At 63.6% G+C, this 25,442-nt stretch carries 21 protein-coding genes, 1 tRNA gene and 1 other RNA gene; 13 read left to right on the plus strand and 10 right to left on the minus strand.

Going from position 1 to position 25,442, the window contains the following annotated elements:
• Positions 1–8: 8 nt before the first annotated feature.
• Entirely contained in the window at positions 9–1,973 is a 1,965-nt protein-coding gene (tkt, locus tag ACVWZA_RS07775; protein WP_457310625.1) for a transketolase, read from the minus strand.
• 168 nt (positions 1,974–2,141) lie between these two features.
• On the opposite strand from tkt, the gene ACVWZA_RS07780 reads away from it, so the two are divergent.
• The 5 genes from ACVWZA_RS07780 (at position 2,142) to ACVWZA_RS07800 (ending at position 3,573) form a co-directional block, all read left to right on the plus strand.
• Positions 2,142–2,327: a hypothetical protein gene (locus tag ACVWZA_RS07780; protein WP_457310626.1), complete on the plus strand. Its 186-nt coding sequence runs from the start codon at positions 2,142–2,144 to the stop codon at positions 2,325–2,327.
• A complete protein-coding gene (locus ACVWZA_RS07785) occupies positions 2,327–2,614 on the plus strand; it encodes a cell division protein ZapA (protein WP_457310627.1) in 288 nt (95 codons plus the stop codon). The genes ACVWZA_RS07780 and ACVWZA_RS07785 overlap by 1 nt, the downstream gene beginning before the upstream one ends.
• A 27-nt stretch (positions 2,615–2,641) precedes the next feature.
• Positions 2,642–2,798, plus strand: a non-coding RNA gene (gene ssrS / locus ACVWZA_RS07790) — 6S RNA.
• A 20-nt stretch (positions 2,799–2,818) separates the two neighbouring features.
• Positions 2,819–3,364 (plus strand): 5-formyltetrahydrofolate cyclo-ligase, encoded by a 546-nt coding sequence (locus tag ACVWZA_RS07795; protein WP_457310628.1) that lies wholly within the window; start codon positions 2,819–2,821, stop codon positions 3,362–3,364.
• The gene (locus ACVWZA_RS07800; RefSeq protein ID WP_457310629.1) at positions 3,361–3,573 is read left to right on the plus strand and encodes a DUF2842 domain-containing protein; all 213 of its coding nucleotides are present in this window, start codon (positions 3,361–3,363) and stop codon (positions 3,571–3,573) included. Before ACVWZA_RS07795 ends, ACVWZA_RS07800 begins: the two co-directional genes overlap by 4 nt.
• 94 nt (positions 3,574–3,667) lie before the next feature.
• Here ACVWZA_RS07800 and ACVWZA_RS07805 read toward each other — a convergent pair.
• Together ACVWZA_RS07805 and ACVWZA_RS07810 are read right to left on the minus strand one after the other, a co-directional pair.
• A tRNA-Asp gene (locus ACVWZA_RS07805) sits at positions 3,668–3,744 on the minus strand.
• A 56-nt stretch (positions 3,745–3,800) separates the two neighbouring features.
• On the minus strand, positions 3,801–4,946 hold the full coding sequence (locus tag ACVWZA_RS07810; RefSeq protein WP_457310866.1) for an AI-2E family transporter: 1,146 nt from the start codon (positions 4,944–4,946) through the stop codon (positions 3,801–3,803).
• A gap of 177 nt (positions 4,947–5,123) precedes the next feature.
• On the opposite strand from ACVWZA_RS07810, the gene ACVWZA_RS07815 reads away from it, so the two are divergent.
• Positions 5,124–6,587, plus strand: coding sequence for an FGGY family carbohydrate kinase (locus tag ACVWZA_RS07815; protein WP_457310630.1), 1,464 nt, complete (start codon positions 5,124–5,126; stop codon positions 6,585–6,587).
• 72 nt (positions 6,588–6,659) lie between these two features.
• Here ACVWZA_RS07815 and ACVWZA_RS07820 read toward each other — a convergent pair whose 3' ends face one another.
• Both ACVWZA_RS07820 and ACVWZA_RS07825 read right to left on the minus strand, forming a co-directional pair.
• Entirely contained in the window at positions 6,660–7,631 is a 972-nt protein-coding gene (locus ACVWZA_RS07820) for a M23 family metallopeptidase (RefSeq protein ID WP_457310631.1), read from the minus strand.
• 174 nt (positions 7,632–7,805) lie between these two features.
• Positions 7,806–9,572 (minus strand): AMP-binding protein, encoded by a 1,767-nt coding sequence (locus tag ACVWZA_RS07825; protein WP_457310632.1) that lies wholly within the window; start codon positions 9,570–9,572, stop codon positions 7,806–7,808.
• 116 nt (positions 9,573–9,688) lie between these two features.
• On the opposite strand from ACVWZA_RS07825, the gene ACVWZA_RS07830 reads away from it, so the two are divergent.
• The 6 genes from ACVWZA_RS07830 to ACVWZA_RS07855 all read left to right on the plus strand — a co-directional run bounded on the left by ACVWZA_RS07830 (position 9,689) and on the right by ACVWZA_RS07855 (position 17,696).
• On the plus strand, positions 9,689–10,909 hold the full coding sequence (locus ACVWZA_RS07830) for a serine hydrolase domain-containing protein (protein ID WP_457310633.1): 1,221 nt from the start codon (positions 9,689–9,691) through the stop codon (positions 10,907–10,909).
• A gap of 109 nt (positions 10,910–11,018) precedes the next feature.
• Entirely contained in the window at positions 11,019–13,049 is a 2,031-nt protein-coding gene (locus ACVWZA_RS07835; protein WP_457310634.1) for a 3-hydroxyacyl-CoA dehydrogenase NAD-binding domain-containing protein, read from the plus strand.
• Positions 13,049–14,359 (plus strand): amidase family protein, encoded by a 1,311-nt coding sequence (locus tag ACVWZA_RS07840; protein WP_457310635.1) that lies wholly within the window; start codon positions 13,049–13,051, stop codon positions 14,357–14,359. The genes ACVWZA_RS07835 and ACVWZA_RS07840 overlap by 1 nt, the downstream gene beginning before the upstream one ends.
• A gap of 22 nt (positions 14,360–14,381) precedes the next feature.
• Positions 14,382–15,566: an acyl-CoA dehydrogenase family protein gene (locus tag ACVWZA_RS07845; protein WP_457310636.1), complete on the plus strand. Its 1,185-nt coding sequence runs from the start codon at positions 14,382–14,384 to the stop codon at positions 15,564–15,566.
• Between the two features lie 100 nt (positions 15,567–15,666).
• A complete protein-coding gene (locus ACVWZA_RS07850) occupies positions 15,667–16,806 on the plus strand; it encodes an acyl-CoA dehydrogenase family protein (protein WP_457310867.1) in 1,140 nt (379 codons plus the stop codon).
• A gap of 14 nt (positions 16,807–16,820) precedes the next feature.
• On the plus strand, positions 16,821–17,696 hold the full coding sequence (locus ACVWZA_RS07855) for an acyl-CoA thioesterase (RefSeq protein ID WP_457310637.1): 876 nt from the start codon (positions 16,821–16,823) through the stop codon (positions 17,694–17,696).
• A gap of 12 nt (positions 17,697–17,708) precedes the next feature.
• Here ACVWZA_RS07855 and ACVWZA_RS07860 read toward each other — a convergent pair whose 3' ends face one another.
• Positions 17,709–18,362, minus strand: coding sequence for an NADPH-dependent F420 reductase (locus ACVWZA_RS07860; protein ID WP_457310638.1), 654 nt, complete (start codon positions 18,360–18,362; stop codon positions 17,709–17,711).
• 125 nt (positions 18,363–18,487) lie between these two features.
• Here ACVWZA_RS07860 and ACVWZA_RS07865 point away from each other — a divergent pair, with 125 nt between their 5' ends.
• A complete protein-coding gene (locus ACVWZA_RS07865) occupies positions 18,488–20,332 on the plus strand; it encodes a DUF885 domain-containing protein (protein WP_457310639.1) in 1,845 nt (614 codons plus the stop codon).
• A 455-nt stretch (positions 20,333–20,787) separates the two neighbouring features.
• On the opposite strand, the gene ACVWZA_RS07870 is transcribed toward ACVWZA_RS07865, so the two are convergent.
• The 4 genes from ACVWZA_RS07870 to ACVWZA_RS07885 all read right to left on the minus strand — a co-directional run bounded on the left by ACVWZA_RS07870 (position 20,788) and on the right by ACVWZA_RS07885 (position 25,431).
• The gene (locus ACVWZA_RS07870; protein WP_457310640.1) at positions 20,788–22,500 is read right to left on the minus strand and encodes an alpha/beta hydrolase family protein; all 1,713 of its coding nucleotides are present in this window, start codon (positions 22,498–22,500) and stop codon (positions 20,788–20,790) included.
• A gap of 159 nt (positions 22,501–22,659) precedes the next feature.
• On the minus strand, positions 22,660–23,460 hold the full coding sequence (locus ACVWZA_RS07875; protein WP_457310641.1) for an SDR family NAD(P)-dependent oxidoreductase: 801 nt from the start codon (positions 23,458–23,460) through the stop codon (positions 22,660–22,662).
• Between the two features lie 114 nt (positions 23,461–23,574).
• A complete protein-coding gene (locus ACVWZA_RS07880) occupies positions 23,575–24,339 on the minus strand; it encodes an SDR family NAD(P)-dependent oxidoreductase (protein ID WP_457310642.1) in 765 nt (254 codons plus the stop codon).
• A gap of 24 nt (positions 24,340–24,363) precedes the next feature.
• The gene (locus tag ACVWZA_RS07885) at positions 24,364–25,431 is read right to left on the minus strand and encodes a phosphotransferase family protein (protein WP_457310643.1); all 1,068 of its coding nucleotides are present in this window, start codon (positions 25,429–25,431) and stop codon (positions 24,364–24,366) included.
• Positions 25,432–25,442: the final 11 nt, after the last annotated feature.

Here is a 25,442-nt window from a genome sequence, read left to right on the forward strand (position 1 = left end):
CGTCTCCCTCAAGCTTCCAGTTTCGCAATGATCTGTGGCGTGATCGCGTCCGCGGTCAGGCCGAAATGCTCATATAGTGCTTCGATTGGCGCGGAGGCGCCGAAGCTGTCGATGCCAAAGCGCAGGCCAGTATCGCCGGTATAGCGTTCCCACCCCCAGGTCGCGCCCGCCTCGATCGAGACGCGCAACGCACCAGCCGGCAGCACATCGGCGCGGTAGGCGTCGGGCTGCGCATCGAAGCGCGAGGTGCACGGCATCGAAACCACATCGGCACCGATGCCATGTTCTTCAAGGCGGTCAGCGACCGACACCGCCAGTTGTACTTCGGACCCGGTCGCGATCAGCACGACGCGCCGTGCGGCGTTCGCTTCGCGCAGGCGGTACGCGCCCTTCGCGCTGAGCATCTCGCCACCGGTACGAACCTGTTGCAGATTCTGCCGCGACAATGCGAGCAGACCGGGGCCGGTCTTCTTTTCCAGCGCAAGAGCCCAGCATTCCGCCGTCTCGACCGAATCGCACGGGCGATAGACGTCGAGATTGGGGATCGCGCGCAAGCTCATCAGATGTTCGATCGGCTGATGCGTCGGGCCGTCTTCGCCGAGCCCGATCGAATCATGGGTCATGACATAGACGACACGGGTCTGCTGGATCGCCGACAAGCGGATCGCGGGACGCGCATAGTCGCTGAACACCAGGAAAGTGCCACCATAGGGAATAACGCCGCCGTGCAGCGCCATGCCATTCATCGCCGCGCCCATGCCGAATTCGCGGATGCCGTAATAGAGATATCGTCCGGCATAATCGTCGCGGGTCAGCGGCCCCTGCGCCTTGGCCTTGGTGTTGTTGGACCCGGTCAGGTCGGCCGAGCCGCCGATCAATTCGGGCATCGCCGCCACAAGACCTTCCAGCGCCAGTTCCGATGCCTTGCGGCTCGCCACCGAAGCTGGCATTTTTTCCCAATTGGAAAAGGCTGCTGCGACAGCATCGCTTGCCTTGATATCGCCCACCATACGGCGCTCGAATTCGGCCCGATCCGAATGGCTTGCCAGACGTTCCATCCAAGCCTTGCGAACCTCGACGCTGCGCTTGCCTGCCTCTAGCCAGGTGTCGCGAATATCTTGCGGAATCTCGAACGGCGCCGAGCTCCAGCCGAGCGTCTCACGCGCCGCGGCCACTTCGGCGGCACCCAGCGCGGCGCCATGAGTCGCCGAGGTGCCTTGCTTGTTAGGGGCGCCCTTGCCGATGATCGTGCGGCACTGGATCAGCGAAGGGCGCGGGTCGGCCAGTGCTTCATCCATCGCGCGCGCGATATCGGCCACGTCATGACCGTCGCACGATGCGACATGCCAGCCACTCGCACGATAGCGTGCGGGGATGTCCTCGCTCGACGACAAGCTGACCGCACCGTCAATGGTAATGCGATTATCGTCCCACAGCACATTGAGCCGGCCCAGGCCGAGATGCCCGGCGAGCCCGACCGCTTCGTGATTTATGCCCTCCATCAGGCAGCCATCACCCGAGATCACCCAGGTGTTGTGATCGACCAGATCGCCATCGAACACCGCATTGAGATGACGTTCGGCGACCGCCATGCCGACCGCCATCGCGAATCCCTGCCCTAAAGGTCCGGTCGTCGCCTCGATGCCGGCGAGTTCGAAATTCTCCGGATGGCCGGCGCACGGGCTGCCAAGTTTCCGGAAGTTGCGAATGTCGTCCATCGTCGGCTTTTCATAACCAGTCAGATGGAGCAGCGCGTAGATCAGCATCGAGCCATGGCCGGCCGACAGCACGAAACGATCGCGGTCCGGCCAGTGCGGGTCGGCCGGGTCGAACTTCAGATAGCGTGTGAACAACACGGTCGCGACGTCCGCCATGCCCATCGGCATACCTGGATGGCCGGAATTGGCGGCCTCCACCGCGTCCATCGCAAGCGCGCGGATTGCGTTCGCGAGATCGGTATCAGAAGCGGCCATCGGTTTCCTCGGGTTGCCGGGGCCCAAATGCTGTTGGCCCAAAAAGCCTTGGTGGGGCAGCCGGCGAGTCGATAATGTGCGCGGTCTTTGCGGTGGCTCGCCCTCTGCGTCAACCGCGCTGGTCCAAATCGATCTTGTCGTCACGCGAAGCCGTGCTATCGCAACAACATGGCCGATGCCCTTTCTTCCGCCACCGACCGCATCGAGGACGCTATCGCCCGGATCGAGGCTGCGATGGCTGCCCGGACTCGGGCAAACAATGCGCTCGTCCGGCGTCACGAGACGCTGCGCAGCCGTATGGCCGAAGCGATCGTCGCGCTCGACGAGGTAATCGCGCAGGGCGGAGAAGATTGATGGCAGACGTCACGCTCACCATCGGTGACCGCCGCCATATCGTCGCCTGCCGCGATGACGAGGAAGAGCAATTGCGCCGCGTCGGCGCGATGCTCGACGGGCGCTGGCCCGCCGCCTCACGCGCGGCTGGCGGAATGAATGCCGAACGTACGATGTTGTTCATCGCGCTGATGCTGGGCGATTCGCTCGACGAGGCCGAACGCCGCGCGCCCGACAAGGCCGGCGAGGCGTTGCTCGAAAAACTGGCCGATCGGCTCGAAGGGCTGGCCGCGACCCTTGAGAATTAACCTCTCAGTTGCTATAGGTATAAGTGGCGGGCACTGCCCGGTACGAGCCTTACCGATTATCCCTGAGGCGATTATTCTTCCTAGGGGGTTGTCCCTGCGCAGGTCCTGGCCTGTCGTACATGATCCCCACCTGATGCTAACGGCGTCAGAGGATATTCAGGCAAACGGCCACGGTGGTCCCGCCACTTCCACCGGCTTTTTCAGATGATGCTCGACAAGCAAGCCCTGCGCGCGGCGACGCGTGCCGCCCGCGACCGCTTCGTGGCGGACACGCGGCCGATCATGACGCCACCACCCGCCTATCTCGCCCGCCTGTCGCACGGGCTGACCATCGCCTCTTACGTGCCGATCGGCAGCGAAGCCGACCCAAGCCCGCTCGCCCGCGCCGCAGTCGAGGCCGGGTGCGTCATCGCCCTGCCCCATATCGTCGATCGTACAAAGCCGATGCGCTTCCTCGCCTGGGATACCGAAGCGGCGTTGATGGCCGGACCGTTCGGCCTGCACCAGCCGGCAGAGGCGGCGGCCGAGCTTAGCCCCGACATCATCCTGACCCCGCTGGTGGCGTTCGACCACGGCCTCAACCGCCTAGGGCAGGGCGCCGGCTATTACGATCGCGCTTTTTTGCGCTTTCCGGAAAGCTGGCGCATCGGCATTGCCTGGTCGATACAGCAGGTCGACTCGCTGCCCGTGGAGCCGTGGGACGTACCGCTCCATGTCATCACCACCGAAAGAGAATGGATCGTCCGATGACCCCCAGCTGGCGCAAACCGGTCGGCATGCTCGCGATCCTGGTATTGATCGCCCTGTGGGTGATCGCTGTCGCCAGTGCCTCGAACTGGGTGGGTAATTGGCACTGGTTGCTGCAGCTTGCCTTTTATCTCGTCACGGGCATCGTCTGGCTGTGGATCCTGCCGATGCGGCGAATGTTGCTGTGGATGGAAACCGGACGCTGGCGCTGAGGAGTTTTGGTGCTGGGTAGACGCAGCGCGCGGCTCAGGCCTGCGGCAGGATCGCGATTTTTCGAAGAACACTTAGGCCATTCCAACTTGGGAATGGCGCGAGTGACGGGGCTCGAACCCGCGACCTCCGGCGTGACAGGCCGGCGCTCTAACCAACTGAGCTACACCCGCTTATGAAGCGTGAGGCGCGGCACCTAAGCGAGGTGCCCTACCCTGTCAACGACTGTTTAGCTGTCCGCTGGATCATTGCGTCCACGCCGCTTGCGCTGCTGCGTCAGCGTACCGTGTTCAAACAGGAAGCCGGCGATATCGGGCTTGCCCGCCGCACCGATCACCGTCTGCAGGATGATCAGCAAAGGCACCGCGAGCAACGCACCGGTCGTCCCCCACACCCACCCCCAGAAGCTCAGCGATATGAGTATCAGGATCGGATTAATGGTCAGGCGGTGTCCAACGATGAATGGTGTGATCGCGTTGGCCTCGATCAGATGCGCTCCGATCATGATCGCGGCGGGGAGCACCGCGACCCATATGTCCTGGAAAGTCATCAGCCCGCCGAGCAGCAACAGCATCGCCGCGATGATCGGCCCGAAATAGGGGATATAGTTGAGCAGCGCGACGATGCCGCCCCACATCAGCGGATAGGGCATGTCGATCAGCCAAAGCGCAAAGGCGATGACCACGCCGAGCGAAAGGTTGATGATCGTGATCGTACCGAGATAGGCCGACACGTCGTCGACCACATCCTGGATCACTCGTGCGGTGGCCATTGCGCCACCGAAGCTCGACCGACTGGTGATCGTTTTCTTGCGCAACCGGGTCCAGCCGGAAAGGAAGAAATAGACCACAAGAATGGCGAAAAACACTTGGATGATCAGCGTCGGCGCGGACGTCGCGGCGAGTTCGAGTATCGAATTGGGCGGTGTCGCGGCGACCGTCTGCGGCTGGCGTACCGCCTCGTTCGAGGCGAGCTGGCGCACAGTGCGGTTGATATATTTTTCCAGCGTCGAATATAGGTCGAGAATCGGCTGGATGTTCATCTGAATGCGGTTGATCCGCTCGGGCAGCTTACGAAAGAATTCGGTCGCCGGGACAACGATTGCGGCGAGCGCGATATTCGCCGCGACCAGGAACAGCAGAACGCAGGTCAGCGCCGCGAGCGGCGACGGTACGTGATGCCGCTCTAGCCATTCGAGCACCGGGACCAGTGCAATCGCGACGACCAGCGCCGCCGTGGTCGGCAGGAAGAACTCCGCCCCCGCCTTGAGTGCGAAGGGCAAGGCCAGCGCCAGGCCGATGCCGCAGATCAGCGTCAGCGCCGCGAGCAGACGGTCGCGGCGCGTCGCGATTCGGGCATCTTCGCCCGCCTCGATGGTGCCGATCAGCGGCAGTCCGAACGCACCAAATGTCGATGCCGGCGTGATCGCTGGCTGTTCGATCGGCCGTTCTTCTCCCGTCGCCTCGTCCGCCACTATTACATCCGTCCTTGTTGTGTTCGCCACGACACTAGCCTCATTCCCTCAGCTTGTAATCCCGGCTAGCCTTGTTTGATGCGCGACCTCATCCTCGTTATCGACGAAGGCACGACATCCACCCGTGCCATGCTTTTCAAACCCGACGGAAGTTGCATCGGCAGCGAGGCTGCGGAGCTCACTCAGCATTATCCCGAACCTGGTCGTGTCGAGCATGACGCCGCCGAAATCTGGCAACGCACCCTCGCCGTCACCGGTGCGATGGTCGAACTGGCCGGCGGCGCGGAGCGGATCGCGGCGATCGGCATCACCAACCAGCGCGAGACAGTGGTGTTCTGGGACCGGACGACTGGCGAACCGCTTGCGCCCGCGATCGTCTGGCAGGACCGCCGCACCGCTGCGATCTGCCGGGATTTGCGAGAGGCGGGCCATGAACCCGCCGTACAAGCCAAGACGGGATTACTGCTCGATCCCTATTTCTCGGGATCGAAAATCGGCTGGGCGATGCAGAACTGGCCGCAATTGAAGGCGGCCGGAGCCCGGCTCGCGGTCGGCACGATCGAAAGCTGGTTGATCTGGAAGCTGACGGGTGGTGAGCACATCACCGACGCAACCAACGCCAGTCGCACCGCGCTGATGGCGATCGGCAGCGGCCATTGGGATGACGGGCTGATCGAATTGTTTGGCGCACCGCGCAAGGCGTTGCCCGAGATCGTCGATTGTGCGGGACAGTTCGGCGAGACCATTCTGTTCGGGGCGGCGATCCCGATCTGCGGCATCGCCGGCGACCAGCAGGCCGCGACGATCGGCCAGTCCTGCCTCAAGGCCGGCGAGACCAAGGCGACCTTTGGCACCGGTGCGTTCGTTCTCACCCAGGCCGGTGCGATTCCGCCGACCTCGCGCAACCGCTTGCTCTCGACCATCGTCTGGCAGCTTGACGGGCGTCGCGCCTATGCGCTCGAAGGATCGGTGTTCGTCGCGGGCAGCCTGATCAAATGGCTGCGCGACGAAATCGGCCTGATCGGCACCGCCGCGGAGACCGAGGCAATGGCGCGTAGCGTGCCGGACAATGGCGGCGTCTATCTCGTCCCCGCATTGTCGGGCCTAGGCGCGCCATGGTGGCAACCTGAGGCACGCGGCGCGCTGTCCGGCCTGAGCTTCTCGACCACCAGGGCGCATATCGTGCGCGCCGCGCTCGAGGCGATGGCGCACCAGGCGCATGACCTGAAAACAGCCTTCGCCGCCGATGGTGTGGACTGGGAGTGTGTGCGGATCGATGGCGGCATGGTCGCCAACAACTGGATGGCGCAGGACATGGCCGACATTCTCGGCGTGACGGTCGAACGGCCGAAATTCGCCGAGACGACAGCGCTCGGCGCGGCGATGCTTGCAGGCATCGGGTGCGGATTGTTCGACGGGCTGGAAGAAGCATCGGTGATGCGCAGCGCGGTCGAGACATTCGAGCCCGCCCTGGAACGCGATATTCGTGCCGCGCGACTGAAGGGCTGGAAGAGCGCGGTTGGCAATGTCGTCGGCGCATAGAGGGTTAGATTCAGTACAGGAGGCTGTTCTCTCCCCCCATAAAGGAGGGGAACAGACAGATACCCTCCCTTATTACCGCGTGAAGCGCACCACGACATTCGAGGCCGGCCATTCGCGCAACTTGAGTGCGACGCCCGGCGCTTGCCATTTCGCGCGCCCGAGCGAGCCGATATCGTCGTATCGCCCGACTTGGGTATAAGCATCGATCACGAACGGCAACCCTTCCGCCCTCAGCGGATCGAGCCCATCGGCGACATGGAGATGGAGGTGCGGCCCGGTCGTATCACCGCTGAAACCCAGCGCGCCGATCGACTCGCCGCGGCCGACGCGTTGGCCGATCTTCACCCTGACGCTGCCTGGCTGCAGGTGTTCGTAAAATGCATAGCGGCCATGGCCGAGGTCGAGCGCGACATAATTGCCCGCACCGTCCCCCAGCAGATGTTTGGTACTGCGCTCGATCGAGGCGCTCTCCGCCATGCCGTCGCGCACCGCCGCGACGCGTGCATCGGCGCCGGCCAGAACTGGCGCGCCATAACCGATCGCGTCGGCGGGGCGATCGGGGTCGCCACGAGTCGTCCGGCCATTTTCATCGATGCCGACCCAGTCGATCGCGTAACGCCCGGGAATTCGAGCTTTTCCGCCGAGCGTATAGATTACGCGTCGATGGCCACGCGGCCAGTTCGGCGACTGTACCGCCGCCCAAAGTCCCGCAGCCAGTGGCGGCGCGAGCGTCACCGGCGCGGTCTGGTTCACCGCAACGGCGGCGACGTCGAGACGCGAGGGACAAGTCTCGCAGCCGCCTAGATAATCTACCGTATGGCCGATCCGCCGTGGCACCGGGCCGGTCAGTTCGACATAGAGGACCGCCCTCGCGCCGGGCTGGATCGCGACCTGCGCCGAAGCCGGATCATCCTTCGCCCCGGCGAGCGGGATTAAATGCGTCAGTAACGGCCGCAGCCTGAAACTCCTGATGACCTTGCCGGTGTCGGCATCGGTGACCAATATGCCGCGCACCGCCAGCGGCACCGCGGAAAAATTCGTCACATGAAGCTCGTAGCGAACCGCTTTCCCGCCATCGGTGGCGACGATTTGGGGAAGCTGCGGAATGCCGACATCGAACGATTCAGGCGCCGCTTCGCCGCCAGTACCCCCCAGCAAGACAGGAGCAACACACAACAGGAGCCAATGGCGATAACGCATCGACGCAACGTAACCGCGTCAGGCGGCCACCCCAACCCTGTCCTCGAACAATATCTTCAGATCCTTTTTCATGATCTTGCCGTTCGCATTGCGCGGCAAGGTTTCATGCACGAAGCGGATCGCGACCGGCGTCTTGAAAATGGCGAGCCGTTCGCGCACCCAGGCCTGCAGTTCCGCCTCGGTCGCTTCCATACCGGGTGCGAGATGGACCACCGCCGCAGGCTCTTCGCCGAGTGTCCGGTGCGGGATGCCGATCAGCGCGCAATCGGTCACTGCGGGATGCGCGTAAAGGACGTTTTCGACTTCGCTCGAATAGATATTCTCGCCGCCGCGGATGATCATGTCCTTGGCGCGATCGACGATATAGACGAAGCCCTCATCGTCGAGCCGCGCCAGGTCGCCGGTGCGCACCCAGCCGTCGATAAAAGTCTCGGCGGTCGCCTCCGGCTTGTTCCAATAGCCCTTCACGATCATCGGGCCATGTGCCCAGAGCTCTCCGACCTCTCCGAGCGGCATTTCGGTCGTGCCGTCATCATCCATGATCCTGAGGTCGGCCACCGCGACCGGTGGTCCCGCGCTGGTCGGGCGATTGAGATAATCCTCGCTCGAATGGCTCGTCACCGTCGCCATCGTCTCTGTCATGCCCCAGCCATTACCTGGCAGCGCACCGAATTCCTCATGGATGCGCTTGACCAGTTCGGGCGCCGCCGGCGCGCCGCCATAGGCGATCGCCTCGATCGAGGAGAGGTCGTATTTGTGGCGATCGGGATGCTCGATCAGTTGCCAGGCGACGGTCGGCACCCCGCCAGTGACGTTGACCTTCTCGCGCTCGATGATCTGCATCGCGCGCACCACGTCCCATTTGCGCATGAAGATCATCGTCGATCCGGTCGCGATCACCCCCATCAGGCTCGCGCTGCACGCGGTGACGTGGAAGAGCGGGATAACCGTCAGCATGGTGCGCGGCAACGGATCGGGGACCGCCTCGCCGCGGCGCAGCACCGACCGTGCCGAAGCATAGCCACCCGACAGGATATTGGTCATCAGATTGCGGTGAGTGCCGAGCGCGCCCTTGGGGCTACCGGTCGTACCGCTGGTGTAAAAGATCGTCGCATCGTCATCGGTGTCGATCTCGACCTGCGGAAAAGGCAAGTCGGGCAGCGCCGCATAGTCGGCCGGCGTGCCGATCAGATCCTCCAGCCGCGAGGCCCTGCCCTCCAACGGATGCGATGCGCGCGCGACGATGACCCGCTCCATCGCGGGAAGTGCCGTACCGGAATCGACCAGCCGCAGATGGCGTTCATCGTCGACGAACAGGATGCGCGCACCCGAATCGTCGATGCCGTATTCCAGTTCGCCCGCAGTCCACCACGCATTGAGCGGCACAGCGATCGCACCGATGGACGCGGCGGCGAAGAAGATCACCGGCCATTCGGGCAGGTTGCGCATCGCGATCGCGACGCGGTCACCCTTGGCAATGCCCATCTCCTGCAATCGGGTCGCCAGCGTCGCGACCGCGCGATAATTCGCCTCATAGGTGACACGTTCGTCCTCATAGATGGTAAAGACGTTCTGCCCATAGGCGCGCGCTGCCTGGATCAGGAAACCGAGCGTTGGCGGCGCATGTTTCCACACGCGAGTCGGCACACCGCGGATATCGATCAGATCCATTTCGAACTTGCTGCCGGGTACGGTCAGCGCAGCCTGCGCCTGCGCCAGCGAGACCTTGGGCCAATTGGGGTCGAGCGCGACGAGAGGTTCGATATCCAAGGCGCGTCTCTCCATATTTCTGAACTTCGGGTTTGGCTTATCTACCGTTTCATCCAAGGTTAGTGTTGATTCGCGCGCTACTCAAGGCAATAGGGTGCAGCCAGTTTCGAACCGGGGGTATGGAAAGCCAGATGAAGATCGCCAAGCCAGGATCGCACGGTTTAGACTCCACCAGACTGGCCCATATCGATGGCCTGCTGAAAGAGCGCTATCTCGATACGGGCAAGCTGCCCAACGCTCAGTTGCTGATCGCGCGCGACGGCGAGATCGTCCATTTCAGCAGCCAGGGCGCGGCGCGCGAAGGCGGTAAGCCGGTCGATGAAAGCTCGCTCTACCGCATCGCGTCGATGACCAAGCCGATCACCTCGATCGCCTTCATGATGCTGGTCGAACAGGGTTTGGTCGCGGTCGATACCCCGGTTCACCACGTGCTGCCCGAATTCAAGGGGCTTGGGGTCTATAATGGCGGCGGCGCTGGTGTGCCGTTCGCGACCAAGGCAACGGCCGAGCCGATGCGCATGGTCGACTTGCTTCGCCATACTTCGGGCCTGACCTATGGTTTCCAGAATCGCTCCAACGTCGATGCCGCCTACCGCGAGGGCAAAATCGAGAATTGGCGCGGCAATCTCGATCTCGACGGTTTCATCGGTGCGCTGGGCAAGATTCCGCTCGAATTCTCGCCCGGAGAAGGTTGGAATTATTCCGTGTCGACCGATGTGCTCGGCGCCGTGGTCGAACGTGTATCGGGTATGAAACTCGACGATTTCTTCCGCGCGCGCATCTTCGTGCCGCTCAAGATGCACGACACTTTCTTCGAGGTTCCGGCGGACAAGACCGAACGGCTGACCGATTGCTACACTTTCGTCGCTGGCAAGGGCCGCGTGATGTATGATCGCGGGACGGAAAGTGCCTGGAGCCGCAAGCCAAAGCTTCTCTCGGGTGGCGGCGGGCTGGTCTCGACCGCGCTCGATTATCATCGCTTCTGCCAAATGTGCCTGAATGGCGGCGAGCTCGACGGCGCGCGTATCGTCGGGCGCAAGACGCTGGAGCTGATGACGCAGAACCATCTGCCCGGCGGTTCCGACCTTTCGACCATGTCGCGGTCACTGTTCAGCGAAGCGGCCAATGCCGGCACCGGCTTCGGGCTCGGCTTCGCGGTCAATATCGATGTTGCGCGGTCGATGATCCCGGGATCGGTCGGCGAATATTATTGGGGCGGGATGTTCTCGACCGCCTTCTTCATCGACCCGGTCGAGAAGCTCCACATGATATTCATGACGCAGATGAGTCCATCGAACGTCTATCCGATCCGGCGCGAACTGAAGACGCTGATTTATTCCGCGCTGACTTAACCGACTGTCACCCCAGCGAAGGCTGGGGTCTTTGTGAGGCCGGCCTATCGCCCGTCCCATGAGATGCCAGCTTTCGCTGGCACGACGATACTGAAACTGGAGAGAGAATATGACCGGTCCGATCACCACCGAACGCCATGACGATGTCCTCGTCATCATTTCGAACAACCCGCCGGTCAACGCGCTCGGCGCCGCCGTGCGCCAGGGCCTTGAGGCCGGCCTCAAGGAAGGTCTCGCCGACGCCAGCGTCAAGGCGATGGTGATCCGCTGCGACGGCAGCACCTTTTTCGCCGGTGCCGACATCACGGAATTCGGCAAGGCGATGCAGGAGCCCGGCCTGCCAACGCTGGTCGACATGATCGAGGCATCGGACAAGCCCGTGGTCGCCGCGATCCACGGCACCGCGCTCGGCGGTGGATGCGAGGTCACACTCGGCTGCCATTACCGTATCGCCGTACCGAGCGCGAAGATCGGCACTCCGGAAGTGAAGCTCGGCCTGCTCCCCGGAGCCGGCGGCACGCAGCGCATTCCGCGCGTCGCCGGTGTCCCGATCGCGCTCGAACTGACCGCCAAGGGCGACCCGATCCCCGCAAAGCGCGCACTCGATGCCGGCCTGATCGACCGCCTCGCCGGTGAGGATAGCCTTGCCGCCGATGCGATCGCCTTCGCCCGTGAAGTCGCGGATACACGCCCCCTGCCCCGCGCCAGCGAGAAGGTCGCCAAGGCCGACCCCGATGCGGTCGCCGCATTCAAGAAGGACAATGCCAAGCGCTTCCGCGGTTTTGACGCGCCCGCCGCCAACATCGCCTGCGTCGAAAAGGCATCTGACGGCTCGACCTTCGCCGAGGGTATCGCGTTCGAGCGCCAGGAATTCATGAAGCTGATGATGGGCGTGCAGAGCGCCGCGCAGCGCCATCTGTTCTTCGCCGAGCGCCAGGCCGCGAAGATCGACGGCATCGCACCCGATATCACGCTGCGCGACATCAAGCGCGTCGGGGTGATCGGCGCCGGCACGATGGGTGGTGGCATCTCGATGAACTTCCTGTCCGCCGGTGTTGCGGTGACGATCGTCGAAATGCAGCAGGAAGCGCTCGACCGCGGCACCGGCGTGATCCGCAAGAATTACGAAGCGTCGGCCGCCAAGGGCCGGCTCAAGCCCGAGCAGGTCGAGCAGGCGATGGGCGCGCTGAAGCCGACGCTGGATTTCGCCGAACTCGCCGAGTGCGACCTGATCATCGAAGCCGTCTATGAGACGATGGAAGTGAAGAAGGAGATCTTCACCAAGCTCGACACCATCGCCAAGCCCGGTGCGATCCTCGCATCGAACACATCCTATCTCAACATCGACGAGATCGCTGCCGTCACCGGTCGTCCACAGGACGTGCTCGGGATGCATTTCTTCTCGCCCGCCAATGTTATGAAACTGCTCGAAGTGGTGCGCGGTGCGAAGACCGCGGACGATGTGCTCGCGACGGTCATGGCGCTGGCCAAGAAGATCAAGAAGGTCGCGGTGGTCGCGGGCGTGTGCCACGGCTTTATCGGCAACCGCATGCTGATGCCGCGTCAGGTCGAAGCCAACAAGCTGCTGATGGAAGGCGCGACGCCCGAGCAGATCGACCGCGTCCATGTCGCGTTCGGCATGCCGATGGGCCCGTTCCAGATGAGCGATCTCGCCGGCGTCGATATTGGCTGGCACCGCGACCCGACCCGGATCGAGAATATCCGCGACGCGCTCGCCGCCGAAGGCCGTTGGGGCCAGAAGACGGGCAAGGGCTTCTATGATTATGACGAGAAGCGCAATCCGACCCCCAGCCCCCGCGTCGCCGAGATCATCGAGCAATTCCGCAGCAAATCGAACCTGCAGAAGCGCGATATCAGCGATGAGGAGATCATCGAGAAGACGCTCTACACCATGGTCAATGAGGGCGCGCTGATCCTCGAGGAGAAGATGGCGCAGCGCGCGTCGGACATCGATGTGGTTTGGATCTATGGCTATGGTTGGCCGGTCTATCGCGGCGGCCCGATGTTCTGGGCCGACACCGAAGGCCTGAAGAAGATCGTTGCCGGCCTGGAGAAGCACGGCTTCAAGGTCGCCGAATTGCTCAAGAGCAAGGCCGAAAGCAACGGGCGCTTCAGCTGATGGAACGGTCCGCGCTCGAAACCGCCGCCGTGATCCGTAGCGGGGAGAGCAGCGCTCTCCTCGAATGCGAAGCCGCGATCGACCGGATCGAGGCGCGCGACGGGCCGATCAACGCAGTGGTCGTGCGCGATTTCGATCGCGCGCGGGCGCAGGCGGCGGAAATGGACCGCCGCCTCGCCGCCGGCGATACCGCGCCGCTGCTCGGCGTGCCGATGACGATCAAGGAAAGCTACGACATCGCCGGCTTGCCGACGACCTGGGGCTTCGAGGCGCATCGCGGTCACCTCGCGCAGAAAGACGCGGTCGCGGTGCAACGTCTGAAGGCGGCCGGCGTCGTGTTTCTCGGCAAGACCAATGTGCCGGTCAGCCTGGCGGACCTGCAATCGATCAATCCGGTCTATGGCCGCACCAACAATCCGCACAATCATGCGCATGTCCCGGGCGGATCGTCGGGAGGATCGGCGGCGGCACTCGCCGCGGGCATGGTGCCGCTCGAATATGGCTCCGACATTGGTGGCTCGATCCGCGTGCCGGCGCATTTCTGCGGCGTGTGGGGACATAAATCGACCTTTGGAGTCTTGCCAACCGAGGGGCATTTCTTCCCCGGCACTGACGGCGCACGCGCCGTCCTCTCGGTGATCGGCCCGCTGGCGCGCGATGGTGCCGATCTGGCGCTGGCATTCGATCTGGTCGCCGATGTGCCGCAACCGCGCTCGACGATCGAGGGCCCGCGCGGCTTGCGCGTCCTTCTGTTGACCGACCATCCGCTCGCCAAAGCCGATCCGGCGATCGTCGCGGCAATCGAAAAGGCCGCGAGCGCGCTCGCGGCGGCCGGCGCGCAGATCACGCGCAAGACCGATCTGCTTCCCGACCTGGCGAAGCAACAAGGCGGTTATATGCGCATGCTCGCCATCGCAATGGCGCGCGGGATCGCGCCGGCCGGCGGGACGCCCGCGACCCTGGTGCAGTGGTTCGACATGATGGACGATCAGGCGCGCAACACGCGGGCGTGGGTGCGCTTGTTCGAGGATTTCGATGTCGTGTTCGCGCCCGTCCTGGGCAGCGCGGCGTTTGCGCATGACGATACCGAGCTGCGCATCCGAACGCTGCTGATCGATGGCGAACAGACGCCGTTCGCGGCGCAATTCGCCTGGCCCGGCCTGGCCACCTATCCCGGCCTGCCCGCTACCGCCGTGCCGATCGGCACCACCGCCGATGGCTTGCCCATCGGCATGCAAGTGATCGCCGCACCGCACCGCGATCATACCGCCATAGCGGTCGCCCGCCTCGTCGATGGCGCGATCGGATGAACTGCCAGACCCAGGAAATGACATGATGACCGATCTCGACACCTTCCGCACCGAGACCCGCGCCTGGCTGGCGGCGAATTGTCCGCCCGAGATGCGCGAACCCCTTCGTTCCGAAAAGGATGCGACCTGGGGCGGGCGCAATCCCGATTTCCAGCCCGGGCAAAAGGAATGGATGGACGCCATGGCCGGCCGCGGCTGGACCGTACCCGACTGGCCCAAGGCCTATGGCGGCGGCGGCCTGTCGCCCGCCGAAACCAAGATCCTGCGCGAAGAGTTGGCTGCCATCAAGGCGCGTAACCCGCTCAACTCATTCGGCATTTCGATGCTCGGGCCGGCATTGCTGAAATATGGCACCGAGGAACAGAAGCTCGAGCATTTGCCCAAGATAGCGCGCGGCGAGATCCGCTGGTGCCAGGGTTATTCGGAACCCAATGCCGGCTCCGACCTTGCCAGCCTCGCCACCTCTGCCGAAGACAAGGGCGACTATTACCTCGTCAACGGCCAGAAGGTCTGGACCAGCTATGCCGACAAGGCGGACTGGATCTTCTGCCTGGTACGCACCGACAAGAGCAGCAAGCAGGGCGGAATTAGTTTCGTGCTGTTCGACATGGCGAGCGAAGGTGTGTCGACCAAGCCGATCCTGTTGATCAGCGGCTATTCACCCTTTTGCGAAACCTTTTTCGACAATGTAAAAGTGCCCAAGGCCAATCGCATCCATGATGAGAACAAGGGCTGGGACGTCGCCAAATATCTGCTCGGTCATGAACGCGAGATGATCTCGGGCATGGGCCTTGCCTCGACCGGTGGCAATCCGCTGATCGACGGTGCGATCGCCACGATCGGTCTCGACCATGACGGGCGTCTCGCCGACCCGTTGCTGCGCGCGAGCATCGCGATGTTCGAGGTGCGGTCGAAGGCATTCGGAATGATGTCCGAGCGTTTCATCGACGAACTCAAGGCAGGCCGCGCGCATCCCGCGCAGCCGAGCATGATGAAATATTACGGCACCGAGCTGAACAAGGCGCGCCATGAGCTGATGATGTCGGCGGGTGGATCGAACGCGCTGGAATGGGAGAGCGAGCGGTCGTCGGGCGGCAGCGCGCCGCGCGGCTGGTTGCGGACCAAGGCGAACTCGATCGAGGGCGGCACCAGCGAAATCCAGCTCAACATCATCGCCAAGCGGATTCTGGATTTGCCCAGCACCTGATCCAATCCGTCACCCCAGCGCAGGCTGGGTTCTCCCGTAACGAAGCGCGCCCTCGCGGCACGAGATCCCAGCCTTCGCTGGGATGACGAAAGTGAGAAAAATGCCTCTCTATCTCAACGACGAACAGACCATGCTCCGCGACACGACGCGCGATTTCGTCGCCGAACATGCCCCCGTCTCGCACATGCGCGCGCTGCGCGACGCAAAGGATGCAACCGGCTTTTCGCGCGATCTGTGGAAGAGCTTTGCCGAGATGGGCTTCACCGGCATCCTGATCGGTGAGGATGACGGCGGCCTTGGCCTCGGCCATGTCGAGGCGGGGATCGTGCTCGAGGAAATCGGCCGCAACCTGTCCCCCTCCCCCTTCCTGTCGACCGCCGTCGCGGCGGTCGAAGCACTGAAGGGCACGGCACAGGCCGGCCGCTGGTTCCCCGGTATCATCGCCGGCGAGACCGTCGCCGCGCTGGCGATCGACGAGGGTGCCAAGCATCGCGGCACCGTCGCGATGAAGGCCGAGCGTTCGGGCAACGGCTTCAAGCTGTCGGGCAGGAAGCAGTTCGTTACCCATGGCCACAATGCCGACCTGATCATCGTCGCCGCGCGTACCGCTGGTTCAGCCGATGACGAACAGGGCATCACGCTGTTCGCGGTCGACAAGGGTGCCGCGAAGCTGACCGCCGAAGCCGAACGGCTCGCCGATTCCAGCCTCGCCGCACGGCTGACATTCGACGGCGTCGAGGTCGATGCCGATGCGGTGATCGGTGAAGTCGATGCCGGCAGCGAGCCTCTCAATCGCTTGCTGCGCGCTGGCCGTACCGGGGCGTCTGCCGAACTGCTCGGCGTCGGCGGCGGGGCGATGGACCTGACCGTCAATTACCTGAAGGAACGCAAGCAGTTCGGTGCGACGATCGGCAGTTTCCAGGCACTGCAGCACCGCGCCGCGCATCTCTATTCCGAAATGGAAGTCGCCCGCGCCGCCGTGCTCAAGGCCGCGCAGCTACTTAATGAGGGCAACGGCGTGGTTGGCAATGGCGCGGATGTGGCGGTGTCGGTCGCCAAGGCGATGACCGCGCTCGCCACCACCCTGTCGGTACAGGAAGGCGTGCAGATGCATGGCGGCATGGGCATGACCGACGAATATGACATTGGCTTCTACATGAAGCGCGCGCGCGTGCTCGCCGAGATGTTCGGCGACGCGAATTTCCATGCCGACCGGCTAGCGGTCGCGGCGGGCTATTGATAGGCGCGTCCGTCATGACCGATCCCACACCCGAACAGCTCGCCCTGAACCTGCTCGACCTGCTCGACGTCGAGGAGCTCGACACCGATCTCTATCGCGGCAAAGTCGGCAATGACGGATTCGGCCGGGTATTCGGCGGACAGGTGATCGCGCAGGCGTTGCAAGCGGCGCAGCGGTCGACCGATGCGCCGAAGGTCGCGCATTCGCTCCACGCCTATTTCATGCGACCCGGCGCGGAGGAATTGCCGATCATCTACCGCGTGGTGCGCGATTTCGAGGGGCGCAGCTTCGCGACACGGCGCGTCATCGCGATGCAAAAAGGGCAGCCGATCCTCAACATGGCGTGCTCGCTGCAAGCGCCGGAGGGCGGGCTGGCGCACCAGGACCCGATGCCCGAAGTACCGCCGCCCGAGGGCCTGCAGTCGGACTATGAGTTGCGGCTGGCGATGGGCGACAGGATCCCGGAAAAGTTTCGCCACCAGTTCCTGCGTCCACGCATGATCGAGATCCGCCCGGTGTCGCCGCGTGGCTGGCTCAACCCGGTCAAGCAGGAGCCGAAGCAAAGCAGCTGGTTCCGCGTCGTCGCGCCGATCGGCGACGATATGGCGATGCACCGTGCGATCCTGGCCTATGCGTCCGACATGACGTTGCTTGGCACGGCCTCGCTGGCGCATGGCGTCAGCTGGATGACGCACAAGCTGCAGGCGACCAGCCTCGACCATTCGGTCTGGCTGCACGAGGAATTCCGCGCCGACGACTGGCTGCTCTACACCACCGACAGCCCCTGGGCCGGCCATGCGCGCGGCTTCAATCGCGGTAGCATCTATTCCCGCGACGGGCGACTGGTCGCCAGCTGCGCGCAAGAGGGACTGATGCGGCTGCGGGAATGATCCCGCCGTCGATCAGGTCCGCCACGATCCTTCGGCCACAGTCGCACCGGCATCGTCGAGCGCAGCCTTGAGTCGCGCTATGTCGAAAGGCATGCAATAAGCCGGGCGAGCGCGTTCGAAACGCCAGCCCTCCGACAAGGCGCCGGCATCGACCACATCATAGCCCAAACTGTCGAACAGGCCGGCGACCACACCCTTAGCATCCTCATCATCGCCGGCAATCGGCAATGCACGGCGATCCGCCGCACCCGCCATACGCGTATCTGCCTCGATATCCTTTTCCAGGATCGCGTTCCACGCCTTGACGATGCGCGCACCGGGCAGATGCGCGGCAAGCATTTCGCTGGTCGTGGTCGCATGCGTATCGAGCGCTTCGATCTGACCGTCACGCTGCGGATAATAATTATTGGCGTCCATCACGATCTTCCCCGCGAACGGCGCGGGCGTGAGATCCTCGATGCCGGAGAAGGGAATCGCCATCAGCACCACATCGCCGAATGTCGCCGCATCCGCGCCCGTACCGACCGCGCATTTCAGCGCGATCATCGTGCTCATCAGCGATTTGGGACCACGCGAATTGCTGATCATCACCTCATGCCCATTGACAATCGCCAGCCGCGCGACCGCGCGGCCGATAAAGCCCGCGCCGATAATGCCGATCTTCATAATCCAGCCCCAATCAAGTTTCGTTTTGCAACTAACATTGATCGCGGCGGCGTCAAGCATTTCGCTGTCATCGACCGCCTGACCTGTGGCAGCATCTTCTTGGATCGCTCACCACAGGATGACTCATGCTGCTCAATCGACGAAACCTCCTTGCCGGCGCCGGCATTGCCGGTGTCGCAGCTGCCTTCCCTGCTCTCGCTGCGGGAACGCCCGCGGCACCGGGCGACGAAGCAGCGGCGAAAACGCTCGCCTCGATCGCGGAGGAAATACTGGCGACGTTTCCGGACAACGCCACGACGCTCGGCATCGACGCCGGCACGCGTGCCGAACTCAAGGCAAAGCTGACCGATCGCAGCGCGACTGGCGATCGTAGGCACCGCGCCGCTGCCAGGTCGCGGCTGCTTGCGCTGAAAGCCATCGACCGATCGGCGCTGTCATCCCAGATCGAGCTGGATGTCGATGTCGCCCAGGCGGCATATCAGCTCGCGCACGACGGCTGGGAAGCATTGCCCGGCGGCGATGTCGCGATCCTTAACCAGAATATCTCCTATCGCAGCACGCCCTATATCGTGTCGCAGGGTACGGGCGCGTTTGCCGAAGTGCCCGACATGATGGAAAGCAAGCACGAGATCGCGATGCGCGGCGATGCCGATGCCTATCTCGCGCGGCTCGAGGCTTATGCCGGGTCGCTCGATGCCGAGACCGCGCGGATCGTCGCCGATGCCGGCAAGGGTATCGTCCTGCCGCGCTTTCTGCTCGACATCACCGCGGGTCAGCTCGACGCCGCTGCCGCTCAGAAGGTCGAAGAATGGAGCCTGATCCGCTCCTTCGTGACAAAGGCCGACAAGGCTGGCGTCGCGGGCACATGGAGTGACAGCGCGACGGCGATCGCGACCGGCAAGATCGCCCCAGCGCTCGCCCGTCAAGCCGCCACGCTGACCGGGCTAAGGCCCAAGGCCGGCGACACACCGGGCATGTGGAGCCTGCCGGAGGCCGAGCGCGCCTATGCGTGGCTGGTCGAGGCCGGCACCACGACGCGGCGCACACCCGAGGAGGTACACCAATCCGGCCTGGAGCAAGTCGCGGCGCTTAGTGCCGAGATGGATGTTCTGCTGAAAGCGCAAGGCCTGACCAAGGGCAGCGTCGGCGCGCGGCTGGCCGAACTCGGCAAGCGGCCCGACCTGCTTTATCCGAACACCGATGCCGGGCGCGCCGAGCTGCTCGGTTATCTCAACCGCACCGTCGCCAGCATTCGCGGCAAGATGCCACAGGTGTTCGGCAAGGTGGTCGCGGGCAAACTTATCGTGAAGCGCGTGCCCGTCTCGATCGAAGGGGGCGCACCCAATGCCTATGCCGGTGCCGGATCGATCGACGGCAAGTCGCCGGGCAATTTCTACATCAACCTGAAGGACACGAGCATCTGGCCGCGCTTCTCGCTGCCGACCCTGGTCAGTCACGAAGGGATTCCAGGGCATGTCTGGCAGGGCGAATATACGTTCAGCCTGCCGCTGGTCCGCACGCTGCTCGCGTTCAATGCCTATAGCGAAGGCTGGGCGCTTTACGCCGAGCAGCTCACCGATGAGGTCGGGGTCTATGCGGAGGATCCGCTTGCGCATCTGGGCTATCTGCAATCGATGAATTTCCGCGCCAGCCGCCTCGTCGCGGATACCGGGCTGCATCACAAACGCTGGACGATGGAGCAGGCGATGCGCTGGTTCGGCGAAGCGACGGGCTACACCGCGTCGCAATGCCGATCCGAGCTCAACCGCTATTGCGCCTGGCCGGGTCAGGCGCTCGGCTACAAGACCGGGCACAACGAGATCAACCGGCTGCGCAGCAAAGCGAAGGCGACGCTAGGTGCGAAGTTCGATGTGAAGGCGTTCAACGACCTGACCGTCGGAGTCGGGGGTGTGCCGCTGAACGTGCTGGAGCGTGTGGTCGACAATTGGGCGACGGCAGCGAGGGCTTAACGCGTCAGCGGGACGACGGGAATGCCCCCAACCATCGTCCGTCCCCGGACTTGATCTGAGGTTATCGAGGCCAAAGCGTTGCGCGGGTCACGCGCCAGGGCCGTTGAGCTCACCGCCCCGCAGCAATTTGTTTTCGACAATTGAGAAAGGGCGCACCGGCATAAATCCGGCACGGGCGGACATGCCAAATACCGTGTGATGGTTGAATCGCTGCCGGCGCACTTCTCGCAAGGCGATGGAGCTGCGGGACGAACGTCGGGAGATATGTCACACCCTTATGTATCATATCTTTTCTCAACGTCGCCACGGCGAAAATTTGAATAAGTCCCTATATATCAAATACTAGCGCCTGATAACTTGGCTGCGTTGATCATGCCGCGATATCTGCCCGTCTATGCCCCACCCTCGTTCCGGCGCAGGGGTGGGGAGGTCGGGACCTCCTGTCAAACACCGCCTTATCCCTGCGTCGCAGTGCCCGCACAGACATAGAGCGTGACGAGCAACCCGACGAGCAGCGCGCCGACACGGTAGCTCCCTGTCCGCCGCCAGGCGAAGGTCGCGATGACCGCGATCACCGGGAGCACCGCGACGAATTGCAGCGCGATCACCGTGCTGAGTGGATCAAAGCCGGTGACCAGCGTGCCGGTGGCGAAGAAGCCGGCATAGATCAGCGCGATAACGCCCGCGAAGCCGCCGGCCATCGCGACTATCGCCGACCGGTACGTCTGCCCCGCGCTCTCGCCCTTCACCATCAGCCCCTGCAACCCGCGCAGGGTCACGAGGAAAGCGAGCGTGATCGGCACAAGATACACAGCGGCAATGCCCCATTGCCGCGCGCTCGGCCATTTTATGGCGACGATCCAGAAACGAAGGTCGGTAGTGAACAGGCGGTCGACCGCGAACACCGCCAAATAGCCGATGGCGGCCGTTGCCAGCGCGATGCCGATCGCCGGCAGCCAGGGTGACGTGGGCGATGGTTGCGGGGCCGGGCCGAAGCGTCGCAACAACAGGCCGACGCCTGCACTGAGCAATGCCCAGAAAGCCACCTGCGTGGTCACCGTCTGCGGCAGGATCGCGGTCGGCGGCACGAGCACGAAGATCGCAATGAATGCCGGGAAGAAGAGCAGGATCGGCACCAGCGTGGTCAGCCACATACCGCGCCGCCAGCGCGTATCGCGGGCCGCGACCGCCGGGATCGCAGCCCCCTGCAAGGTGCGGAACGGCGCGGTACGAAGCAGCAGGTGGAGCGTACCGAGGATCAACAGCACGAAGCCGACCAGACCAATGCCAGTGCCAATCTCCTTCCAGTACCAAAGCTGGTCGCTCGCCGGGAGCGGCGTACCGCCCTTGAGCGTGCGCGCGAACCAATCGGTCGCATGGCCGATCGCGGCGGGCGAGAAATGGTCGCCCGGATGCGTCGTTACCGGCTGAAACAGGACACGTGCCGTGCCGGCATCGATCGAGCCGTAAAGCTTGCCGCGCTCAATCGCCCCGCCCGACCCGAACACGCCCTGCAGTTTCGCGCTGCCCACGACATCCATCGCGCGCGGGCTGTTCCACATCAGCGCGGAAAATTCGTCGTGGCGGCTGTACACCAATGCCAGATTGCGCGGCCAGGTCGGGCTGCCATCCCTGGCATAGGGCGCGCCGGTCGAGGCCCCTTCCAGCACGATCGAACGATAGGAGTCGGGCATCGCCGCAGCGGCCGCGAGCACGGTCCAGCCGCCCATGCTGTGCCCTTCAAGCCCGACCTGACCCCTGTCGACCATTGGTAGCGAACGCAGGTAGGTCAGGCCATCCGGCCCGCCGAACCCGTTCGAGAAAGCCTTGCCGCCGCTATAGCCATGCCCGGTCTGGTCGATCGCCAGTACGACATAACCACGCCGCGCGAATTCGATCGCAAAGCCGTCCTGCGTCTCGCGCGAATTGATATAGCCATGCACCGCGAGGATACCGGGTGCGGGCGTCGTCGCCGTCGCGCCGCGCGGCACATAGAGCAGTGCGCTCATCACCGTGCCATTTGTACCGGCGAAGCGAATATCGCGGACGCTGACCCCACCCGATGTCTGGATCGTGGCGGCCAGCCACGCCCCGGCGAGGATGAGCAACAGGCCAAGGGCGGCAAGCCAGCCCTTTGCGCGCGGATAGCCCGGTCTTGTGTCGGTCATCGCTCTCCCCCCGCTTCCGGATCAAGTCCGATTATGTAGGCCGTCACCCCGTTCGCGCTGCGCTTGTCGAAGGACCGTTCTTCTTATCGACCATCGAGAGGAAAGGCGGTGCTTCGACAAGCTCAGCTCGAACGGGAGGAGGTAATCCAAGATATCAACTCAAACCGCCGTCCTGCCATATTCCTGCTTGGTCACCGGATGGCTCGACGACAGGCCGCCATCGACCGCGATCGCCTGTCCGTTGACATAGCTCGCATCGTCGGAGGCGAGGAACGCCGCGACTTTGGCCAGTTCCTCGGGCTGCGCGCCGCGGCGCAACGGGTTGAGCCGCCCGACCCGGTCCATCTTGCCCGCTTCCTTGGCGTAATCGAAGGTCGGCTTGGTCATGCCGGTCTCGGTCAGGCCGGGGCAGATCGCGTTGACCCGCACGTTCGAGCCGGACAATTGCTGCGCCGAGACCATCGCCAGATTGATCACGCCCGCCTTGGACGCGGAATAGGCGGGACTACCCGCGCCCGAGCGAATGCCCGCGACGCTGGCGGTGAGCACGATCGCGCCGCCACCACGTTCGGCGATCTTCGGTGCGGCATGCTTGATCGCCAGATACGGCCCGATCAGATTGACTCGCAGCACTTCGGTTATCAGCGATACATCGGTGTCGAAGATATTGGCCATGCCGCCTGAAATGCCGGCATTGGCGAACATCACATCAAGCCCGCCATAATATTCGCACGCGACATTGACCGCGCGGATCACGTCGTCCTCGGTCCCTGCGTCGATCTGGATCGAGTGCGCGATGCCGCCAGCCTTGACGATCAGGTCGGCGGTTTCGGCCGCTGCCTCGGTCTTGTCGGCGCACAACACCTGCCCGCCTTCGCCGGCGAAGAGCATCGCCGCAGCGCGTCCGATACCCGAGCCCGCGCCGGTGACGATGATCGATTTTCCGGTAAACCTTGCCATCTTCTCCAACCTTCCGTTCGCCCTGAGCTTGTCGAAGGGCTGCTTTTTCTTTTCCCGCGTTGCTAGAAGTACAGTGCTTCGACAGGCTCAGCACGAACGGGAAATTGGGTTTCGTTAAATCGTGACGCCGCCATCGATGACGATCGCCTGCCCGGTCATGAACGCGCTTGCCCGGCTGGCGAGGAACACCACCGCGCCGGCGATCTCATCGGGCTCGCCGATGCGGCGCAGCGGCACACTGGTGTTGGCGGCCTTGATCCGCTCCGGATCCTCCCACAATGCGCGGGCGAAATCGGTCTTGATCAACCCCGGCGCGATGCAGTTCACGCGGACATTATCGGGGCCGAATTCATGCGCCAGATTGCGCGCCAGCTGCATATCGGCCGCCTTTGATATCGCATAGGCGCCGATTACCGGCGTGCCGCGAATGCCGCCGATCGAGGAGATGATCACGATCGACCCGGCTTTGCGTTCGCGCATCTCGGGCGCGACCATGCCGATCAGCCAATGGTTCGACACGATATTGTTGTCGAGGATCTTGCGGAACTGCTCGTCGGAAATGCCCGATTGCGGCCCGTAATAGGGGTTCGACGCGGCATTGCAGACCAGCACGTCGACTTGCCCGAAAGCGAGGCGGGTTTCATCGACCAGATTCTGTAAGCCGGCCTTGTCAGAGATGTTCGCCGCCACGGCGATCGCCGTGCCGTCGCCGTATTTGGCGTTGATCTCCTCCGCGACCGCGTCGCAGGCATCCTGCTTGCGGCTCGAAATCACCACTTTCGCGCCGTGCTCGGCGAGTTCTAACGCGCTCGCCTTGCCGATCCCCTTGGTGGAACCGGTGATGATGGCGACCTTGCCGGTCAGATCGAACAAACTCATCCTCGCCCCTCCTTTTTGTTGTCGTCAGGCGCCCGCCTTTTGCGCAAAGCCCCAGGCCGCATCGGCGAGGCGATAGACGCCGGCCGCGGATTTTTCCGCCTGGGCACTCGACGCGGTGCCGTCGACGATGCGTTTCTTGATGCCCTGGACGATGCCGGTCAGCCGGAACAGATTATAAGCGAAATACCAGTTGAGGTCGGGCACGCCGTCGCGCCGGGTCGCGGCACAATAGCGCGCGACGATATCCTCAACCGTCGGGATGCCCGTTTCCGGGCCGGTCATGCCCTCGACGCCGGAGCGACCTTCCGGCTTGGTCACCCAGCTCATCAGATAATAGGAGAAATCGGCGAGCGGGTCACCCAGCGTCGACAATTCCCAGTCGAGCACCGCGATGACCTTTGGCTTGTCGGGTGCGAAGATCATGTTGTCGATGCGGTAATCGCCATGGACGATCGAGGTGCGCGTCTGCTGCGGCAGGGTTGCGGGCAGCCATTCGATCAGGCGCTCGACGGTATCCATGCGCTCGGTTTCCGACGCGCGATATTGCTTGGTCCAGCGTCCGACCTGACGTTCGAAATAATTGCCGGGTTTGCCATAGGCCTCGAGCCCGGCGGCGGCGTAATCGACGTTATGAAGTGCGGCGAGCGTGTCGGTGATCGCATCGTAATGTGCGCGGCGTTCAGGCGGCGTCATGTCGGGCAAGGTGCCGTCCCAAAGCGTGCGGCCGATCACCAGTTCCATCACATAAAAGGCCGATCCGATCACGTCGGGATCTTCGCACAGACCATAGGGCAGCGGCACCGGAAAGCCGGTCGGGTGGAGACCGGCGATCACGCGATATTCGCGATCGACCGCATGTGCCGATGGCAGCAGCGGCCCGAACGGCTTGCGCCGCAACACATAATCGCCCGAGGGACTCGACAGGCGATAGGTCGGGTTGGACTGGCCGCCGGCGAACTTGGCGTAGCGCAGCGGCCCCGCAAATCGCGCGACATTGGCGGTCATCCACGCCGTGAGATTGTCGAGATCGAGCCGGTCGCGCTCCTCGACCTCGATCGTGCCGGTCCAGGCCGATTGCGCCTCATCCATCATGCAGACTCCAT

The organism is Sphingomonas sp. UYAg733 (assembly GCF_054057355.1).

What these genes read in the sequence shown, in the direction of transcription:
- tkt (WP_457310625.1), bottom strand. Translation starts at nt 1,973, where the DNA reads ATGGCCGCTTCTGATACCGATCTCGCGAACGCAATCCGCGCGCTTGCG.
- ACVWZA_RS07780 (WP_457310626.1), top strand. Translation starts at nt 2,142, where the DNA reads ATGGCCGATGCCCTTTCTTCCGCCACCGACCGCATCGAGGACGCTATC.
- ACVWZA_RS07785 (WP_457310627.1), top strand. Translation starts at nt 2,327, where the DNA reads ATGGCAGACGTCACGCTCACCATCGGTGACCGCCGCCATATCGTCGCC.
- ACVWZA_RS07795 (WP_457310628.1), top strand. Translation starts at nt 2,819, where the DNA reads ATGATGCTCGACAAGCAAGCCCTGCGCGCGGCGACGCGTGCCGCCCGC.
- ACVWZA_RS07800 (WP_457310629.1), top strand. Translation starts at nt 3,361, where the DNA reads ATGACCCCCAGCTGGCGCAAACCGGTCGGCATGCTCGCGATCCTGGTA.
- ACVWZA_RS07815 (WP_457310630.1), top strand. Translation starts at nt 5,124, where the DNA reads ATGCGCGACCTCATCCTCGTTATCGACGAAGGCACGACATCCACCCGT.
- ACVWZA_RS07825 (WP_457310632.1), bottom strand. Translation starts at nt 9,572, where the DNA reads ATGGAGAGACGCGCCTTGGATATCGAACCTCTCGTCGCGCTCGACCCC.
- ACVWZA_RS07830 (WP_457310633.1), top strand. Translation starts at nt 9,689, where the DNA reads ATGAAGATCGCCAAGCCAGGATCGCACGGTTTAGACTCCACCAGACTG.
- ACVWZA_RS07835 (WP_457310634.1), top strand. Translation starts at nt 11,019, where the DNA reads ATGACCGGTCCGATCACCACCGAACGCCATGACGATGTCCTCGTCATC.
- ACVWZA_RS07840 (WP_457310635.1), top strand. Translation starts at nt 13,049, where the DNA reads ATGGAACGGTCCGCGCTCGAAACCGCCGCCGTGATCCGTAGCGGGGAG.
- ACVWZA_RS07845 (WP_457310636.1), top strand. Translation starts at nt 14,382, where the DNA reads ATGATGACCGATCTCGACACCTTCCGCACCGAGACCCGCGCCTGGCTG.
- ACVWZA_RS07850 (WP_457310867.1), top strand. Translation starts at nt 15,667, where the DNA reads ATGCCTCTCTATCTCAACGACGAACAGACCATGCTCCGCGACACGACG.
- ACVWZA_RS07855 (WP_457310637.1), top strand. Translation starts at nt 16,821, where the DNA reads ATGACCGATCCCACACCCGAACAGCTCGCCCTGAACCTGCTCGACCTG.
- ACVWZA_RS07860 (WP_457310638.1), bottom strand. Translation starts at nt 18,362, where the DNA reads ATGAAGATCGGCATTATCGGCGCGGGCTTTATCGGCCGCGCGGTCGCG.
- ACVWZA_RS07865 (WP_457310639.1), top strand. Translation starts at nt 18,488, where the DNA reads ATGCTGCTCAATCGACGAAACCTCCTTGCCGGCGCCGGCATTGCCGGT.
- ACVWZA_RS07870 (WP_457310640.1), bottom strand. Translation starts at nt 22,500, where the DNA reads ATGACCGACACAAGACCGGGCTATCCGCGCGCAAAGGGCTGGCTTGCC.
- ACVWZA_RS07875 (WP_457310641.1), bottom strand. Translation starts at nt 23,460, where the DNA reads ATGGCAAGGTTTACCGGAAAATCGATCATCGTCACCGGCGCGGGCTCG.
- ACVWZA_RS07880 (WP_457310642.1), bottom strand. Translation starts at nt 24,339, where the DNA reads ATGAGTTTGTTCGATCTGACCGGCAAGGTCGCCATCATCACCGGTTCC.
- ACVWZA_RS07885 (WP_457310643.1), bottom strand. Translation starts at nt 25,431, where the DNA reads ATGATGGATGAGGCGCAATCGGCCTGGACCGGCACGATCGAGGTCGAG.